The 16,291-nt window shown below is 35.3% G+C and carries 17 protein-coding genes; 11 read left to right on the top strand and 6 right to left on the bottom strand.

The window, feature by feature from the left end; all coding sequences use genetic code 11:
• Positions 1–30: 30 nt before the first annotated feature.
• The gene (locus tag L1S34_RS01880) at positions 31–1,044 is read left to right on the top strand and encodes an NAD-dependent epimerase/dehydratase family protein (protein ID WP_236362489.1); all 1,014 of its coding nucleotides are present in this window, start codon (positions 31–33) and stop codon (positions 1,042–1,044) included.
• Position 1,045: 1 nt separating this feature from the next.
• Here the strand turns inward: L1S34_RS01880 and L1S34_RS01875 are convergent, their stop codons facing one another.
• From L1S34_RS01875 to L1S34_RS01865, 3 genes are read right to left on the bottom strand one after another with little or no spacing between them, the layout of a single operon-like run.
• Positions 1,046–1,471, bottom strand: coding sequence for a DUF4296 domain-containing protein (locus L1S34_RS01875; RefSeq protein ID WP_236362487.1), 426 nt, complete (start codon positions 1,469–1,471; stop codon positions 1,046–1,048).
• A gap of 10 nt (positions 1,472–1,481) precedes the next feature.
• A complete protein-coding gene (locus tag L1S34_RS01870) occupies positions 1,482–2,822 on the bottom strand; it encodes a dihydroorotase (RefSeq protein WP_236362485.1) in 1,341 nt (446 codons plus the stop codon).
• Between the two features lie 12 nt (positions 2,823–2,834).
• The gene (locus L1S34_RS01865) at positions 2,835–3,560 is read right to left on the bottom strand and encodes a polyprenol monophosphomannose synthase (RefSeq protein WP_210787978.1); all 726 of its coding nucleotides are present in this window, start codon (positions 3,558–3,560) and stop codon (positions 2,835–2,837) included.
• 104 nt (positions 3,561–3,664) lie between these two features.
• On the opposite strand from L1S34_RS01865, the gene L1S34_RS01860 reads away from it, so the two are divergent.
• From L1S34_RS01860 to L1S34_RS01850, 3 genes are all read left to right on the top strand, one after another.
• A complete protein-coding gene (locus L1S34_RS01860) occupies positions 3,665–4,336 on the top strand; it encodes a DUF4271 domain-containing protein (RefSeq protein ID WP_236362484.1) in 672 nt (223 codons plus the stop codon).
• Positions 4,337–4,348: 12 nt separating this feature from the next.
• Complete coding sequence (locus L1S34_RS01855) at positions 4,349–5,098, top strand: uroporphyrinogen-III synthase (RefSeq protein WP_236362482.1); 750 nt, start codon at positions 4,349–4,351, stop codon at positions 5,096–5,098.
• A 131-nt stretch (positions 5,099–5,229) separates the two neighbouring features.
• Positions 5,230–5,700: an Lrp/AsnC family transcriptional regulator gene (locus L1S34_RS01850; protein WP_236362480.1), complete on the top strand. Its 471-nt coding sequence runs from the start codon at positions 5,230–5,232 to the stop codon at positions 5,698–5,700.
• Between the two features lie 117 nt (positions 5,701–5,817).
• On the opposite strand, the gene L1S34_RS01845 is transcribed toward L1S34_RS01850, so the two are convergent.
• The gene (locus tag L1S34_RS01845; RefSeq protein WP_236362477.1) at positions 5,818–6,513 is read right to left on the bottom strand and encodes a zinc metallopeptidase; all 696 of its coding nucleotides are present in this window, start codon (positions 6,511–6,513) and stop codon (positions 5,818–5,820) included.
• A gap of 156 nt (positions 6,514–6,669) precedes the next feature.
• On the bottom strand, positions 6,670–9,585 hold the full coding sequence (leuS, locus tag L1S34_RS01840; RefSeq protein ID WP_236362475.1) for a leucine--tRNA ligase: 2,916 nt from the start codon (positions 9,583–9,585) through the stop codon (positions 6,670–6,672).
• Between the two features lie 271 nt (positions 9,586–9,856).
• On the opposite strand from leuS, the gene L1S34_RS01835 reads away from it, so the two are divergent.
• From L1S34_RS01835 to truB, 4 genes are read left to right on the top strand one after another with little or no spacing between them, the layout of a single operon-like run.
• On the top strand, positions 9,857–10,732 hold the full coding sequence (locus tag L1S34_RS01835) for a cell division protein FtsX (RefSeq protein ID WP_236362473.1): 876 nt from the start codon (positions 9,857–9,859) through the stop codon (positions 10,730–10,732).
• 60 nt (positions 10,733–10,792) lie between these two features.
• Positions 10,793–11,035, top strand: coding sequence for a DUF3098 domain-containing protein (locus tag L1S34_RS01830; protein WP_236362472.1), 243 nt, complete (start codon positions 10,793–10,795; stop codon positions 11,033–11,035).
• Positions 11,036–11,845, top strand: coding sequence for an undecaprenyl-diphosphate phosphatase (locus L1S34_RS01825; RefSeq protein ID WP_236362470.1), 810 nt, complete (start codon positions 11,036–11,038; stop codon positions 11,843–11,845).
• 9 nt (positions 11,846–11,854) lie between these two features.
• Entirely contained in the window at positions 11,855–12,550 is a 696-nt protein-coding gene (gene truB / locus L1S34_RS01820; RefSeq protein ID WP_236362468.1) for a tRNA pseudouridine(55) synthase TruB, read from the top strand.
• 463 nt (positions 12,551–13,013) lie between these two features.
• Here truB and L1S34_RS01815 read toward each other — a convergent pair whose 3' ends face one another.
• Positions 13,014–13,610 (bottom strand): thioredoxin family protein, encoded by a 597-nt coding sequence (locus tag L1S34_RS01815; protein ID WP_236362467.1) that lies wholly within the window; start codon positions 13,608–13,610, stop codon positions 13,014–13,016.
• 106 nt (positions 13,611–13,716) lie between these two features.
• Here L1S34_RS01815 and L1S34_RS01810 point away from each other — a divergent pair, with 106 nt between their 5' ends.
• The 3 genes from L1S34_RS01810 (at position 13,717) to frr (ending at position 15,907) form a co-directional block, all read left to right on the top strand.
• The gene (locus tag L1S34_RS01810) at positions 13,717–14,496 is read left to right on the top strand and encodes a patatin-like phospholipase family protein (protein ID WP_236362465.1); all 780 of its coding nucleotides are present in this window, start codon (positions 13,717–13,719) and stop codon (positions 14,494–14,496) included.
• A 67-nt stretch (positions 14,497–14,563) separates the two neighbouring features.
• Positions 14,564–15,271: a UMP kinase gene (gene pyrH, locus L1S34_RS01805; protein ID WP_166132874.1), complete on the top strand. Its 708-nt coding sequence runs from the start codon at positions 14,564–14,566 to the stop codon at positions 15,269–15,271.
• 72 nt (positions 15,272–15,343) lie between these two features.
• Positions 15,344–15,907: a ribosome recycling factor gene (gene frr, locus L1S34_RS01800; RefSeq protein WP_236362463.1), complete on the top strand. Its 564-nt coding sequence runs from the start codon at positions 15,344–15,346 to the stop codon at positions 15,905–15,907.
• Positions 15,908–16,291: the final 384 nt, after the last annotated feature.

Genomic DNA, 16,291 nt, shown 5'->3' with positions numbered 1-16,291 from the left:
TTCGAGAAAAATTATTTGTATTTTCGTAACATGATATTAGTAACAGGAGGAACCGGTTTAGTAGGCGCGCATTTATTGCTTCAATTAATTGAATCTAAAAGTGCTGGCAGTGAAAAAGTACGCGCTATTTACCGTAAAGAAGTTGCAATACAAAAAACCAAAGCACTTTTCGAACTTCACAATAAAGCAACATTCTTTACAGAAATTGAATGGGTTCAAGCTGACATTACTGATGTTCCATCACTAGAGCTTGCTTTTCCGGGTATTACAACCGTTTACCATTGTGCTGCGTTAATATCATTTGACCCAAAAGAAGAAGCGCAACTACGCAAAATTAATATTGAGGGCACGGCAAATATTGTCAATTTTAGCATTGCCTATGGCGTACAAAAATTATGTTACGTGAGTTCTATTGCTACACTTGGCGACCCACTTCCGCACGAAAATTTCATCACTGAAACTACTGAATGGAATCCAGAAAACTACCACAGCGACTACGCTATATCTAAATATGGCGCCGAAATGGAAGTTTGGAGAGGACAACAAGAGGGCTTATCCGTAATAATTATCAATCCTGGAGTGATTCTTGGCCCAGTACTTCCTTTTAAAGATTGGGAAAATGGTAGCGGTCAATTGCTTACCAAAGTAAAAAGAGGACTGCCTTTTTATACCCTTGGCAGCAGCGGTTTTATTGCTGTAACTGATGTGGTACAGATTGCACAAAAACTTACGGAAAGCGATATCACAAACGAGCGTTTTACTTTAATAGGAAGTAATATCACTTTTAAAGAAGTATTAGATGTTATGGCTGAAAGTCTAAACGTACGTAAACCACGCTGGCATGCTACACCTTTTATCATGAAAATTATTTGGAGACTCGATTGGATTTCAGCAACTATTTTTGGGCAAAAAAGACGCATTTCAAGAGCATCCGCAATGGCATCCTACAACAGTAATTTGTATTCTAATCAAAAAATAAAAAACGCCTTAACTATCGAATTTATTGATGTCAAGGCGTATATAAAACAAATTATCCAACTGTAATTTATAGTTTTACAGCAGTGCTATCTACTTTTTTCTTAGCGCGAAGTTTTTTTAGTTTTTCTGCTCTAATTTTTTTCTGTTTGTTGGCAATAAGCATATCAGTGGCTTTTAATTTTTGTTCTAAGCGAGTTGTAACTTGATCAAACATTTGTTTATACTCTTCATAATTGGCAGCATAATAGGCATTGTTTTCAACGAATTGCAAACTATCTACCTTGTATTTTTTAAAGATAAAATCTCTTGAATTTATTTTTAACGTATCCAATGAAACCGGATTTTGGAACTTTATAGCCTCAAGAATGGCCAAATCATACATAATATCTGCCATAACCTCTTTGTTAATCGGTTTTTTAGGTTCTTGAAGCACTTCGTTTTTACAGCTCGTAAAAAGAAAACAAAGTACTACTATTGTGATGATTTGCTTCATATACTAAATTTTATCGTTCAAATGACAAACGTTTTCCAGCTTTGATATCTTTTACTTTGAATGCGTTATAAACTAATTGTCCGTTTACAAATGTATGTGTTATTCGGGATTTAAAAGTAAATCCTTCAAAGGGAGACCAACCACATTTAGCCAAAATATTTTCTTTTTTCACGCTCCAAGGCAAGCCTGGATTGACAATTACCAAATCAGCGAAATACCCAACTTTGATAAATCCACGTTTTTCAATCTTGAAAATTTTAGCCGGATTGTGACACATTTTTTCTACAATTTTCTCAACGCTAATTTTACCTTGATGAAAAGCCTCAAAAAGAGCTACCACAGCATGTTGTACTAACGGTCCGCCTGAAGGCGCCTCAAGATAATTTTTCTTCTTTTCCTCCAAAGTATGTGGCGCATGGTCCGTTGCAATAACATCAATACGATCATCTAGCAAAGCCGCCCAAAGTGCATCTCTGTCTTTAGCTGTCTTTACTGCAGGATTCCACTTGATCAAGTTTCCTTTTGTAGCATAATCATCATTGGTAAACCATAAATGATGTACACAAACTTCGGCGGTTATTTTCTTTTCTTCTACTGGAATTTTATTGGTAAACAACTCCATTTCTTTGGCTGTCGAAAGATGAAAAATATGCAAACGAGCGCCTGTTTTTTTGGCCAAAGCCACAGCTTTTGAACTTGAAATGTAGCAAGCTTCTTCGCTTCGAATTAAATGATGTGCCGTTACCGGAATAGCTTCGCCAAATTCCTCTTTGTAAGTAGCTAAGTTGTTACGTATAGTAGTTTCATCTTCACAATGCACAGCAATTAATAAAGAGGTGCTTGAAAATATTTTTTCGAGTGTAGCCTCATTATCAACCAACATGTTTCCTGTTGACGAGCCTAAGAATATTTTAATACCCGCAACATTCTTTGGATCTGTTTTTAAAACCTCCTCCAAATTATCATTGGTAGCACCCATCATGAAGGAGTAATTCGCATAGGATTTTTGTGCTGCCAATTGGTATTTCTGCTCCAAAATTTCTTGCGTAACCGCATTTGGTACCGTATTGGGTTGCTCAATATAAGTCGTTATTCCACCCGCTACAGCAGCGCGCGACTCTGATTCGATATCGCCTTTGTGCGTTAAACCAGGTTCTCTAAAGTGTACTTGATCGTCAATAGCGCCTGGCATTAAATAATTACCTTCGGCATCAATGATTTTGCAATCAGCAAATTTAGCGCTAATGCTGTCAGCAATTTCTACAATAATGTCATTTTCGATTAGTACATCGCCTTCAAAAATAACTCCTTCGTTGACTATTTTAGCATTTTTAATTAAAACCCGATTCATCTACTTACTGCTTTATAATGTGTTAATTAATTTTTTTAGTCGAAGTGCAATCACACCAAAAACAGCCTCAACAATAATCGAATTGCTCATTTTGGACTGCCCTTTTGTTCTATCTGTAAAAATAATAGGAACTTCTACAATTTGAAAATTTTTGCAAAATGTTCTGTATTTCATTTCAATTTGAAAAGCATAACCAACAAAACGAATTTTGTTAAGATTAATATCCTCTAAAACTTTGCGCTTATAACAAACAAATCCTGCGGTAGCATCATGAATTTTCATTCCGGTTATTAAGCGAACGTAAACAGAGGCGAAATAGGACAATAGCACCCTACTTAAGGGCCAATTGACTACATTTACACCAGTAACGTAGCGCGAACCAATAGCCAAATCGGCATCACCAAGATGACAGGCATTGTATAATTTCTCTAAATCTTGAGGGTTGTGGGAGAAATCAGCATCCATTTCAAAAATAAATTCATATTGATGACGCAACGCCCATTTAAAACCGTGTACGTAGGCAGTACCTAAACCAGATTTTTTTTGTCTTTGCTCTAAAAACAAACGACCTTTAAACTCCTCTTGAAGCACTATAACTTTGTCAGCAGTATGATCTGGTGAATTATCATCTATGATCAGTACATGAAAAAGTTTATTTTGTGAAAGTACAGCTCGAATGATACTTTCAATATTTTCAATTTCGTTATAGGTTGGAATTATAACAATACAATCATTCATATTTTGGACTAATTTCACCGCAAAAGTAACCTTTTTATGCCACTTCATCCTTAATAAAATTATAATAAAAAGAATGAGAGAAAAATTAGTAATTTTGCATCGTTATGATTGAAAACGTACTGCATCCGAGAATAATTGAGAACAAAGACTGGGCTACTGCCCTGTTTGTATTAGCATTTGCCATTATTGCATTTACTAAATCAATTTTTGAAAATCGATTTGGCGAATTTGCCAACTTATTGTTTTCGAACAAATACATCAAAATATATCGCGATAGCAGTCATTTAAAAAGCGGATTTACTATTGCACTGTTTGCTGTTCAAGTTATTTCGTTTGCATTTTTTATTCAAATTTCGCTGAGCTATTTTGGCTACGCTTCAAAAACAGATTGGTTGTTATACATTCGGATTGTAACGTTTCTTGTTTTTTTCATTTTAGCAAAGTATTTAATAGAGAAAATAATCGCAACTTCTTTCAACATCGAAGAATTTTCGTCTCAATTCAACTTGCAAAAAGTAACCTACAGAACGTATATTGGTTTGTTAGTTCTTCCTTTCAATATTATTTTGTTCTATTATGACAGTATTTCAAGAAATATTCCACTAGCCATTATCGCTATAATATTAGTAGCCAACATACTAACCTATTTGGTTTCAATAAAAAACTATCAAAATATAATATTCGGTAAGTTGTTTTATTTTATTTTATATCTTTGCGCTCTTGAAATAGCACCCTATTATTTTATGTATTATTGGTTTACAAAAGGGAGTGCTTAGAAACCGTTATATATGAAAGTGAAAACAATTTTGGTGTCACAACCCGAGCCTAAAGTGGAAAATTCCCCTTACTTTGAACTTCAACAAAAACACAAAGTAAAAATTGATTTCAGACCTTTTATTCACGTAGAAGGAGTTAGCGCCAAAGAGATTCGATTACAAAAAATCGACCTTAATCATTACACCGCTATTATTTTAACGAGTAAAAATGCCGTCGATCATTTTTTTAGAGTAGCCGAAGAAATGAGATACAAAGTACCAGAAGGATTAAAATATTTCTGCCAATCAGAAGCAATTGCCTTTTACCTTCAAAAGTACGTTGTGTACAGAAAACGTAAAATTTATGTTGGCCCAAAAGACTTTGCTGATTTATCTCCATTAATCAAAAAGTACAAAGACGAAAAATTCTTGCTTCCTGCATCAGACCAATTGAATGCCGATGCACCAATTACATTAAACGCCTTAAAAGTAGATTGGACTCCTGCCGTTTTTTACAAAACAGTAATGAGCGATCTATCTGATTTAGCAGATGTGTATTATGATGTTTTAGCTTTCTTTAGTCCAACCGGAATCAAATCATTGTTCAAAAATTTTCCTGATTTCGAACAAAACAATACAAGAATTGCCGTGTTTGGAAGCACCACACAAAAAGAAGCATTAGATCATGGTTTAAGAGTTGATATTTTAGCTCCTACGCCTGCCACACCATCAATGACAATGGCATTAGAAAAATATATCGCAGAAGCGAATAAAGGAAAATAAACTCCTTACGAATTTTTTAAAAAATCCAAATTCTAATTAAAAAACGGAATTTGGATTTTTTTTATGACTAAAAACAATATTAAACTTTCAATTAAATATTAAAATCACTAGTTTAGTTTAAAATTCATACTATGAAAATTAATTCGCTGATAGTCGAAATTGACGGTATCGATAAAGAAATTCTTCGTGACCTTATGGAGGATGCTCGAAAACCCATTCTTCAAATTGCCAATAAAATAGGAATTTCGGGCGCTGCGATACACCAACGTTTGCGTAAGTTGGAGCAATCTGGTGTAATATCGGGATCAAAATTTACGGTAAACAATAAAGTTCTTGGGTACAACACCATGGCTTTTGTAGGCGTTTATCTAGACAAGGCTGCCCGAAACGCAGAGGCAGTGCGCGATTTAAGAAAAATTCCAGAGGTTTTAGAATGTCATTACACCACCGGAAATTGGTCTATTTTAATTAAAATTATCTGTCGCGACAACGAACATTTGATGCAGCTACTCAATACCAAAATTCAAGCTATCGAAGGTGTTTCACGAACCGAAACCTTCATCTCGCTTGACCAGCAAATTGACCGACAAATTCAACTTTAAGGAAAGTGAAAAGTGAAAAGTGAGTTGTGAGAAGTGAAATGTGAGCTATCAAAAAAATCCAAAATCCATTAAAACTGGAATTTGGATTTGATAAATAGTTATCTGAAAGTTGGAGAATTAGTCTCTTCTTCCTCCCATGTAAATTGAAATATAATAAAGCAACGTTGCTATTGATCCTAATGCAGCTACCACATAGGTTCTGGCTGCCCATTTTAAAGAATCTTTTGCACCAGCCTGTTCTTGTGGTGTAAGCATTCTTTTGTTTTCTAACCAAGCCAAAGCACGGTTACTTGCATCATACTCCACTGGCAAAGTAACAATTGAAAACAAAGTTGTTGCAGCAAAAATAACAATTCCCACTAGTAAAAGTCCTGGAAACGTTTTTAGCATTACAATTCCCGCTAACAAAATCCATTGCATGTAAGTTGATGCCACATTTACAACAGGAACCAACTTCGAACGCATCGTAAGCCATTCATATCCTACAGCGTGTTGTACCGCGTGTCCGCATTCGTGAGCCGCTACGGCCGCAGCTGCAGCATTGCGCTGGTTGTATACTGCTTCACTTAAATTAACTGTTTTATCAGCAGGATTATAGTGATCCGTTAAACGGCCTGGAGTTGAAATCACTCTTACATCACGAATTCCATTATCGGCTAGCATTTTCTCGGCAATTTCGGCGCCTGACATTCCGTTTTGCAAATGCAACTTTGAATAGTGTTCAAATTTGCTTTTTAATCTTGAGCTAACTAACCAACTTGCTAGCATAATACCGCCCATTAATATCATTGATGGTAAACTAAATCCTAACATATCTTATTTTTTTATTTTTTTAAAGTTACTAAAGAAATAGCAAAATTTGCACCAATCTGTAAAAATGTCAAATTGGCATTAGTTAAATAATCCTAAAAAAAATCCAAATCCCAACCAGCGTTGAAATTTGGATTTTTAAATATTTAAATTGATAAACTATCCCACCAAGTTAATTATTTTCCCCGGAACAATAATCACCTTGTTTGGTGTTTTACCGTCCAGTTGCTTAATGGTTCTTTCGTCTTTCATTACGATTTCCTCGATTTGTGCTGCGGTTAAATCCAAAGGTAAAACTAGGGTAAAACGCATTTTTCCGTTGAAAGAAACTGGGTATTCTTTCTCACTTTCTACCAAATGATTTGGATCGAAAACAGGGAAAGGAACTGCTGCTATCGAACCTTCATGACCTAGTAACGACCATAATTCCTCAGCGATGTGTGGCGCGTAAGGCGAAATCACAATTGCTAAAGGTTCTAAGATAGCACGAGAATGACAGTTTTGAGTAGACAATTCGTTCACACAAATCATAAACTGCGAAACCGAAGTATTGAAAGAGAATCCTTCAATATCTTCAGCTACTTTTTTGATGGTTTTGTGCAATGATTTTAAGTTGCCTTTCGTTGGTATGTCATTGGTCACAATCAAACCATTATCATCGAAATACAAACGCCATAATTTTTTCAAGAAACCAAAAACTCCCGAAATTCCTGCTGTATTCCAAGGTTTCGCTTGTTCTAATGGTCCTAAGAACATTTCATACAAACGCAAGGTATCGGCTCCGTATTCTTCACAAATAGCATCTGGAGTAACCACATTGTATTTGGATTTCGACATTTTTTCAACCTCACGACCAACGATATATTTTCCGTTTTCGTCTAAAATAAATTCCGCATCAGCATAATCTTCTCTCCAAGCCTTAAACTTTTGAACATCTAGCTCATCGGAAGAATTCACCATTGAAACATCAGCGTGAATTGGTTGAACTGATTGTCCAGCAATGTTGTTTTTTGAAATAAAAGTATTTGTTCCTTCTAATCTATAAACAAACGCACTCGTTCCCAAAATCATTCCTTGATTGATCAATTTTTTGAATGGTTCTTCGGTAGGTGCAAAACCTTTGTCTTTTAGGAATTTATTCCAAAAACGAGAGTACAACAAGTGACCGGTCGCGTGTTCGTTTCCTCCTATATACAAATCAACATTTTGCCAATAGTTAAGCGCTTCTTGGCTTGCAAATTCGGTTTCATTGTGCGCATCCATATAACGCATCCAATAGTACGAACTTCCCGCCCAACCTGGCATGGTATTCAATTCGAGAGGAAAAATAGTTGTATTGTCTACCAAACTCGTTTCGACCACTTTGTTATTCACCCTATCCCAAGCCCAAACTGCAGCGTTCCCTAAAGGTGGCAAACCGTCTTCGGTGGGTAAATATTTCTCTACTTCGGGTAAAATGATTGGTAAATGTTGCGCATCAATCATTTGCGGCAAGCCATTTACATAATACACCGGGAAAGGCTCACCCCAATAACGCTGGCGAGAGAAAACTGCATCACGCAAACGGTAATTAATTTTCCCTTTTCCTTGATTTATTTTTTCTAGTTCCTCAATTACTTTTTGAGTTCCTTTTTTATAATCTAATCCATTTAAAAAATCTGAATCAACTAATTGAAAACCTTCTTTGGCTCCAAAAGCCGCTTCCGAAATGTCTTGATCAAAGATGTTTTTGATAGCTGGCATTCCGTTTTGCCCTTTGAAGAAATTCGCAAAAGCATAATCTCTCTCATCGCCACAAGGAACCGCCATTACCGCACCTGTTCCGTATCCCGCCAAAACATAATCACCAATCCAAACCGGAATTGGTTCTTTCGTAAACGGATGTTCTGCAAAAGCTCCTGTAAATACTCCCGAAATGGTTTTCACATCAGCCATACGTTCCCGCTCAGAACGTTTTGAAGTTTTTTCGATGTAGGCTTCTACTTCTGCTTTTTGTTCGGCAGTAGTAATTTCCTGAACCAAAGGATGCTCTGGTGCCAAAGTCATAAAAGTCACTCCGAAGATGGTATCGGGTCTTGTTGTGAATACTTCAATGAAAGAGTCCTTAGTCCCTAGTTCTAAGTCTGAAATTTGCTTTTCACTTTCGACTTTCGACTTTTGACTTTCGACTTTAAAAGAAACCATCGCACCGACTGATTTCCCAATCCAGTTTCTTTGACTTTCTTTAATACTTTCGCTCCAGTCGATATCATTCAAACCTTGCAACAAACGTTCTGCATAGGCTGAAATGCGCATGCTCCATTGTGTCATTTTCTTGCGAACTACTGTAAATCCACCACGTTCAGATACGCCATTTACAATTTCATCATTGGCCAAAACCGTTCCTAATCCCGGACACCAGTTTACTTCCGTCTCCGCTAAATACGTCAATCTGTATTGCAAAAGGATTTTCTCCTGAGTATCTTTTGCGAAAGCGTTCCATTCTTCAGCTGAAAAAGGATCTATATTTTCATCGCAAACTGCATTGACAGTTGCATTTCCTTCTTTTTCAAACAAAGTAATTAGGGTTGCAATATCTTCTGCTTTATCGCTGTTTTTATTGTACCACGAGTTGAATAATTGGATAAAAATCCATTGTGTGTGCTTGTAATAATCTGGATTTGAAGTACGCACTTCACGACTCCAATCAAAAGAAAATCCTATTTTATCCAATTGCTTTCTGTAACCCGCAATTTGATTTCCTTCTTTGTCCACACCACCGTCAATATTCACACGAGTTGTATCCTCAGGACGCTGACCCGTTTGAATAGCGTACTGCTCTGCAGGCAACCCAAAACTGTCGTAACCCATAGGATGAAGCACATTAAAACCTTGATGTCTCTTGTAACGCGAGTATACATCAGAGGCAATGTATCCCAGCGGATGCCCTACGTGTAAGCCCGCTCCAGAAGGGTAAGGAAACATGTCTAAAACGTAATATTTAGGTTTAGTAGAGTGGTTTTCGGATTTAAAAGTTTGGTTTTCTAACCAATATTTTTGCCATTTGGCTTCAATTTCGTTGGGATTGTATTTCATTCCTTTTTATATTGTTTTTTAATTGAGTCAAGCTATCGTAAACTCAAGTCATTCCTTATTTTATTGTTTTTTAATTGAGTCATGCATTCGCAAATTCAAGTCATTTTTATAAGTTTCTGAGCAACTGAGTAACTAAGATTCTAAGTTTTATTGCGACTACTATTTCTAGCTGCCAAATTTACGTTTATTGTACGAAAGTTGAAACTTTGAGCGTTATTAACTTTAAATAAAGAAATTGTTTATTATTTTTACCCCATAATTTCAACATACTATGAGTTCTTCCTTTGATAATTTCCAAAAACGCCGTTTAATTTCCTCTTATTTTTCAGTAGTGTTAAGTGTATTCTTAGTGTTATTTTTACTGGGAATTCTAGGGCTTTTTATCATTAATTCTAAAAAATTAGCTAACGATTTTAAAGAAAACATTGCAATGACTGTGTTTTTTAAAAACGAGGCTAACGATAGTATTGTGAAAAATTTTGACCAACAATTAAAAACAAGTCCTTTCGTGCGCTCTCACAAATACGTGACTAAAGAAGCTGCCGCAAAAGAACACACCGATATTATTGGCGAAGATTTTATGACTTTTCTTGGCGAAAATCCATTGCAAAACTCGTACGACATTCACTTTAAAGGAGATTATGTAGTAAATGATAGTATTACCAAAATTGAAGCACAGTTGCGTAAAAACACAATGATATCTGATATTGTTTATGATAAACAATTAGTTAATTTGGTTAACGACAATATCAATAAAGTGAGTATGTGGATTTTAATCATTAGTTGTTTCTTAGCGGTGATTGCAGTACTACTCATCAATAGTTCGTTGAGATTGTCTATCTACTCGAACCGTTTTATCATTAAAACCATGCAGATGGTAGGAGCAACAAAATCTTTTATTCGTAAGCCATTTGTTGTACGCAGTATTAAACTCGGCATGATTGGTGCAGGTTTAGCGGTTATAGCTTTACTTGGAGTATTATTTTATATTGATACTAACTTTCCGCTTTTGGGAATCTTTAATGACAAAGGGTCAATTGTTTTGGTGTTAATAGGTGTAGTAGGAATAGGAATTGTGATCACTTGGCTAAGTACTTACTTTGCTACACAAAGATTCTTGAATTTACGCACAGACGATCTTTATTAGAAATTAATATTGAGTCACGGTTCAAAGTTATATCATTAAGTAAAAAATTAGCACGTACAAATGGACAATAAAGATAAAAAAAACGGATTTTTGTTTGAGAAAGTTAACTACAAATTTCTTTTAATTGGACTTGGAGTAATAGCTCTTGGCTTCATTTTAATGTCGGGCGGAGGAAGCAAGGATCCGAATGTTTTTAGTGAAGAAATCTTCAGTTTTAGAAGAATTAGATTGGCACCAACAACTGTTTTAATCGGTTTTGGAATTACTATTTACGCCATTCTTAAGAATCCCAAAAACGCATAAATGAATACATTACAAGCGTTTTTGATCGCTATTATCGAAGGATTGACAGAATACCTGCCGGTTTCTTCAACCGCTCACATGGTTTTTTTGAGTTCGTATTTCGGAATACAAGAAGATGATTTTGTGAAACTTTTTCAAGTCTCGATTCAATTTGGCGCCATCTTGGCCGTTGTCGCTTTGTACTGGAAAAAATTCTTTGATTTTTCTAAATTTAATTTTTACCTCAAACTATTTTGCGCTGTTATACCTGCGCTTGTATTAGGTAAATTATTTGATGACAAAATAGAAGCCGTTCTAGGAAATCCTATTCCTATTGCCATAGTTCTTATTTTAGGTGGTGTTGTTCTACTTTTTATTGACAACTATTTCAAAAATCCTACCGTTTTAAAAGAAGAGGATATTTCTATAAAAAAAGCCGTAACTATTGGTTTCTGGCAATGTTTGGCCATGATGCCTGGCACTAGTCGATCTGCGGCATCAATTATCGGAGGAATGCAACAGGGTTTATCTCGCCATGCTGCAGCCGAATTTTCATTTTTTCTAGCAGTTCCAACCATGATGGCCGTTACTTGCTACTCTGTATTCTTAAAGACCTACGAAAGCTCACAGATGAAGGGTTATGAACTCATTTTAAAATCAGATCAAAACATTCAGCTTTTTATAATTGGTAACATTGTTGCTTTTGTGGTTGCCATTATTGCAATAAAATTCTTTATTGAAATCATCAAAAAATACGGTTTCAAACCTTGGGGTTGGTACCGAATAATAGTTGGGATCTTTTTACTGATTTACTTTTCATACTTTAAATAAATTCCAGCGATGACAGTCGAAGATTACCAAAACGGACAAATTTTACTTATTGACAAACCATTAAATTGGAGTTCTTTTCAGGCTGTAAACAAGCTTAAATATGCTTTGATTAATAAAGTTGGATTGCCTAAAAAATTCAAGATTGGTCACGCCGGAACCTTAGATCCATTGGCAAGTGGTTTATTAATAGTTTGTACCGGAAAGTTTACCAAAAGAATTGCTGAACTTCAAGGTCAAGCCAAAGAATATACCGGAACTTTTTTCATTGGCGCCACAACACCTTCCTTTGATTTAGAAACAGAAGTTGACCAAACTTTCCCAACAGAACACATAAACGAAAGCTTGATTCATGAAACTGTGAAACAATTTCTTGGTGAAATTGATCAAATACCTCCTATTTTTTCGGCAATAAAAAAAGATGGCGTTCGCTTGTATGAGCACGCTCGTGCAGGAGAAAGTATTGAAATTGCAAGTCGAAAAACCACCATTCACGAGTTTGAAATCACCCGAATTGCATTACCTGAAGTAGATTTTCGAGTAGTTTGCAGTAAAGGAACTTACATTCGTTCTCTAGCGTATGATTTTGGTAAAGCCATGCAATCCGGTTCTCACCTAACCGTTTTACGAAGAACAAAAATTGGAGATTACGAAGTTAAAAACGGAATTAATGTTCTTGATTTTGAAGAAAGTTTAACCGTAAAGTAAAATCACTAACAACGGATTACAAGAAGCTTTATAGACTTTGATTGTGTTATAAAAGACAAAAACACATGACAAATTCAAACTGAAATTTGCGATGTGTTTTTTCTAAAGGTAAAAAGTAATTTTCACTTCATACTTTTACTCTGTCTGGAATTAGTAATGAGGAATATTTTTTCCACCAAATAAAACCAGAGACAAATAATCATACAATCTTTCAAATAAATTTTTCATGGTACTGTTTTTTAATTGTTAAACAATGCGAAACATGTATAAAAAAAGCAAATTAATTAAATAGATTTGGTTATCTGTCAGCAAGTTACGTTTATTTTTGAGTCTAAAGAATTAATTTTTCTTAAAAGAAATATAAAAAATAAAATGATGCGGTTCATCGATTTATATAGTTCGTTCATCGATTTTTAAGCACTTAATTTGTTAAAAAAAATCAATCAAAAAGCGAAAGACAAACTCAATCAATCAACAATTGTAAGATTTCACTTTGAGTAGAAAGTCCTTTATCTTGCAAATACCACAACTGTAGGTTTGTCTTTAGGTTGTCATCAATAACACCAAACTCTTTTTTATAATTAGAAACTAGTTCTAATGCTCCATTTGGCCTTGGTCCCCAACTATTTAAAACAGTTCCTGTTTCTTTTTCGACTGCAATCACAATAGGAATCGATTTGGCATTATTTGTCAAAAACAAATTCATTAATTCCTCATTATCATCACGCAAAACCAACCGTAATTCAATACTTGGTGTTAGCGCTGCCATTTTGTTAATTATGGGTAAAATTTGAGCCGCATCGCCGCACCAGCCTTCGGTAATGACTAACAAAATATATTCCTTACGCAAAGTTTGCAATCCATTCATAATTTCTGGAGTAACAACGATCGTTTTATCCAATCGTTTCATCCGTGCTTCATTGAGGGCACTGTAGTGCGTTAAATCTGCCGTTTGCTGTGAGCCAGTAGATTTATTTTGTGTCAAGAGATCGGTTATTAATTGCTTATATTCTGGATAGGAATAACTTTGTTTCAGTGATTGATTCACTATTTCTTTCATGTGGCCAATTTTAGTTGTACAAAGTTACGCATTACGATAAATTTTTATACCACATGAACTTAATTAACAAATAAAAAAAAGAGTAATTTTAGCACAAATAAATACAATGGATTTAGAAACAAAATCGATAGGATTAGTACTTTCGGGTGGAGGCTCCAAAGGATTGGCTCACGCTGGTGCGATTAAATTTTTAGAAGAAAAAGGCATAAAGCCCAGTATTATTGCAGGAACAAGCGCTGGATCAATAGTAGGTGCATTGTATGCCTGTGGTAAAACACCTGATGAAATTTTAGCTTTTTTTAAATCGATTTATCTTTTTAACTGGAAACATTTAACTTTTAAAAAAGCGGGATTGATCGATTCTGAATCGTTTAAGATCTATTTTAAAGCCATTTTTAAAGAAGCAACTTTGGCCGATTTAAACATTCCATTGCAAATAACTGCAACTGATATGGTACGCGGGAAGTTAAAAATTTTTAGCCCCAAAACCCTTGTAGTTGATGCCGTTTTGGCCTCATCTGCTTTTCCGGGAATAATTTCACCCTATGCCATTGATGGAAATATTTACAGTGATGGCGGAATCCTAAACCACTTCCCTACTGACATTTTATTAGGACAGTGCGATACCATTATAGGAGTTTATGTGAGCCCGATTCAAAAAATTGAAGCCTCTGACTTAAACTCAATCAAAGCAGTGACGACACGCGCCTTTGATTTGTTATCGGCCAACTCCAATATTCATAAATTTAATATGTGTGATTGGGTCATCGAGCCAAAAGAACTCTGTATCTATAGCACCTTTGAAACCAGCAAACTAAAGATGGATCAGGTGTTCCAAATTGGTTATCAAGCAGCCAAAAATTCGTATGAAAAACTAGCTTTATAAAATAGAGTCAAGATTATTTTAAAAAAAAAGAAAATTCTATATTTGCACCAATCAACGCAACATACACATGAAATACAAAAGAATTCTACTGAAATTAAGTGGAGAAGCCTTAATGGGCGACTTACAATACGGAATTGATCCTAAAAGACTAGCTGAATACGCTGACGAAATCAAGCAAATTCACGCTAAAGGAGTAGAAATTGCCATTGTTATAGGTGGTGGAAATATTTTTAGAGGAGTTGCAGGCGCAAGTGCTGGTATGGACCGTGTACAAGGCGATTATATGGGAATGCTTGCTACCGTAATCAACGGAATGGCATTGCAAGGTGCTCTTGAAGAAAAAGGAATGAAAACCCGTTTGCAGACGGCTTTAAAAATGGAGTCCATAGCTGAGCCTTACATTAAAAGAAGAGCCGACAGACATCTTGAAAAAGGCAGAATTGTAATTTTTGGTGCTGGAACCGGAAACCCATACTTTACAACAGATACTGCAGCGGTTTTAAGAGGAATTGAAATTAATGCCGATGTAATTTTAAAAGGAACGCGTGTTGATGGTGTATATGATTCTGATCCAGAAAAAAATGCATCAGCGGTAAAATTTGATTTTATCTCTTTTGAAGATGTATTGAAAAAAGGATTGAATGTAATGGACACCACGGCTTTTACCCTAAGTCAAGAAAACAAATTACCTATTGTAGTTTTTGATATGAATAAAGTGGGTAACTTACTAAAAATTTGCCAAGGCGAAAATATAGGAACTGTAGTAAACATATAGTACGCAGTTACAGTTTGCAGTCGCAAAGCGGCTAAAACTGAAAACTGTTGCTGAAAACTGAAAATTAAAATTATGACTGAAGAAATTGATTTTATATTAGATAGCACACAAGAATCAATGGCGGGTTCTATTGCGCATTTAGAAAAAGAATTTTTAAACATCCGTGCCGGAAAAGCATCGCCTGCTATGTTAGGAAGTGTTTTTGTTGATTATTACGGAGCAGCTACGCCTTTGTCACAGGTTTCAAAAATCAGTGTGCCAGACGCGAGAACGATTACGTTGCAGCCGTTTGAAAAAAGCATGCTTCACCCAATTGAAAAAGCCATCATGATAGCTAATTTGGGCTTTAACCCAATGAACAATGGAGATTTAGTAATCATCAGCGTTCCACCTTTAACCGAAGATCGTCGTAGAGAATTGGCCAAACAAGCCAAAGTAGAGGCTGAAGATGCTAAAATTGGTATTCGTAATGCTCGTAAAGATGCCAACACCGAAATCAAAAAATTAGAAAAAGACGGTACCTCAGAAGACATTTGTAAAGGTGCCGAAGAAGAGGTTCAAAACTTAACCAACAGTTTTATCAAAAAAATTGATGAACTATTAGTGGTAAAAGAAGCCGAAATCATGAAGGTGTAAACCTGATTTACAAATATATGATAACCGCCTTGTTGATAAAACAAGGTGGTTTTTTTATGGTAAATATCACCAAAAGTGGGTATTGTGCAACCTAAAGTGTATTGCTATTTTTATAATTATTAATTAACCAAAAAAAAAATATGCAAACAAACAAACAAACAAACAAACAAACAAACTGAAGAACTACGTTCGTAAGTTATTTATCTTTTCAATTATTGCTTTAACACTGAGTAATTGCTCGCAAGATACCTTGGATTTTAATGAAAATACAGTTGAAGGAACCTCAAAAAATGAAATTTCATTCAAAACTTTTAAAAGCAGGACTGGATTACATGAATTTAAAAAAACGATTAACTTACCTAATGAATCCTTAAATTTTAAAGG

The sequence above is a fragment of the Flavobacterium sp. K77 genome, assembly GCF_021608205.1.
GTDB classification, from domain to species: domain Bacteria; phylum Bacteroidota; class Bacteroidia; order Flavobacteriales; family Flavobacteriaceae; genus Flavobacterium; species Flavobacterium turcicum.
This window is presented reverse-complemented; position numbering and strand designations above follow the sequence as displayed.

Excerpts from the sequence above, each read along its gene's own strand:
- L1S34_RS01880 (WP_236362489.1), top strand. The coding sequence starts at position 31 with ATGATATTAGTAACAGGAGGAACCGGTTTAGTAGGCGCGCATTTATTG.
- L1S34_RS01875 (WP_236362487.1), bottom strand. The coding sequence starts at position 1,471 with ATGAAGCAAATCATCACAATAGTAGTACTTTGTTTTCTTTTTACGAGC.
- L1S34_RS01870 (WP_236362485.1), bottom strand. The coding sequence starts at position 2,822 with ATGAATCGGGTTTTAATTAAAAATGCTAAAATAGTCAACGAAGGAGTT.
- L1S34_RS01865 (WP_210787978.1), bottom strand. The coding sequence starts at position 3,560 with ATGAATGATTGTATTGTTATAATTCCAACCTATAACGAAATTGAAAAT.
- L1S34_RS01860 (WP_236362484.1), top strand. The coding sequence starts at position 3,665 with ATGATTGAAAACGTACTGCATCCGAGAATAATTGAGAACAAAGACTGG.
- L1S34_RS01855 (WP_236362482.1), top strand. The coding sequence starts at position 4,349 with ATGAAAGTGAAAACAATTTTGGTGTCACAACCCGAGCCTAAAGTGGAA.
- L1S34_RS01850 (WP_236362480.1), top strand. The coding sequence starts at position 5,230 with ATGAAAATTAATTCGCTGATAGTCGAAATTGACGGTATCGATAAAGAA.
- L1S34_RS01845 (WP_236362477.1), bottom strand. The coding sequence starts at position 6,513 with ATGTTAGGATTTAGTTTACCATCAATGATATTAATGGGCGGTATTATG.
- leuS (WP_236362475.1), bottom strand. The coding sequence starts at position 9,585 with ATGAAATACAATCCCAACGAAATTGAAGCCAAATGGCAAAAATATTGG.
- L1S34_RS01835 (WP_236362473.1), top strand. The coding sequence starts at position 9,857 with ATGAGTTCTTCCTTTGATAATTTCCAAAAACGCCGTTTAATTTCCTCT.
- L1S34_RS01830 (WP_236362472.1), top strand. The coding sequence starts at position 10,793 with ATGGACAATAAAGATAAAAAAAACGGATTTTTGTTTGAGAAAGTTAAC.
- L1S34_RS01825 (WP_236362470.1), top strand. The coding sequence starts at position 11,036 with ATGAATACATTACAAGCGTTTTTGATCGCTATTATCGAAGGATTGACA.
- truB (WP_236362468.1), top strand. The coding sequence starts at position 11,855 with ATGACAGTCGAAGATTACCAAAACGGACAAATTTTACTTATTGACAAA.
- L1S34_RS01815 (WP_236362467.1), bottom strand. The coding sequence starts at position 13,610 with ATGAAAGAAATAGTGAATCAATCACTGAAACAAAGTTATTCCTATCCA.
- L1S34_RS01810 (WP_236362465.1), top strand. The coding sequence starts at position 13,717 with ATGGATTTAGAAACAAAATCGATAGGATTAGTACTTTCGGGTGGAGGC.
- pyrH (WP_166132874.1), top strand. The coding sequence starts at position 14,564 with ATGAAATACAAAAGAATTCTACTGAAATTAAGTGGAGAAGCCTTAATG.
- frr (WP_236362463.1), top strand. The coding sequence starts at position 15,344 with ATGACTGAAGAAATTGATTTTATATTAGATAGCACACAAGAATCAATG.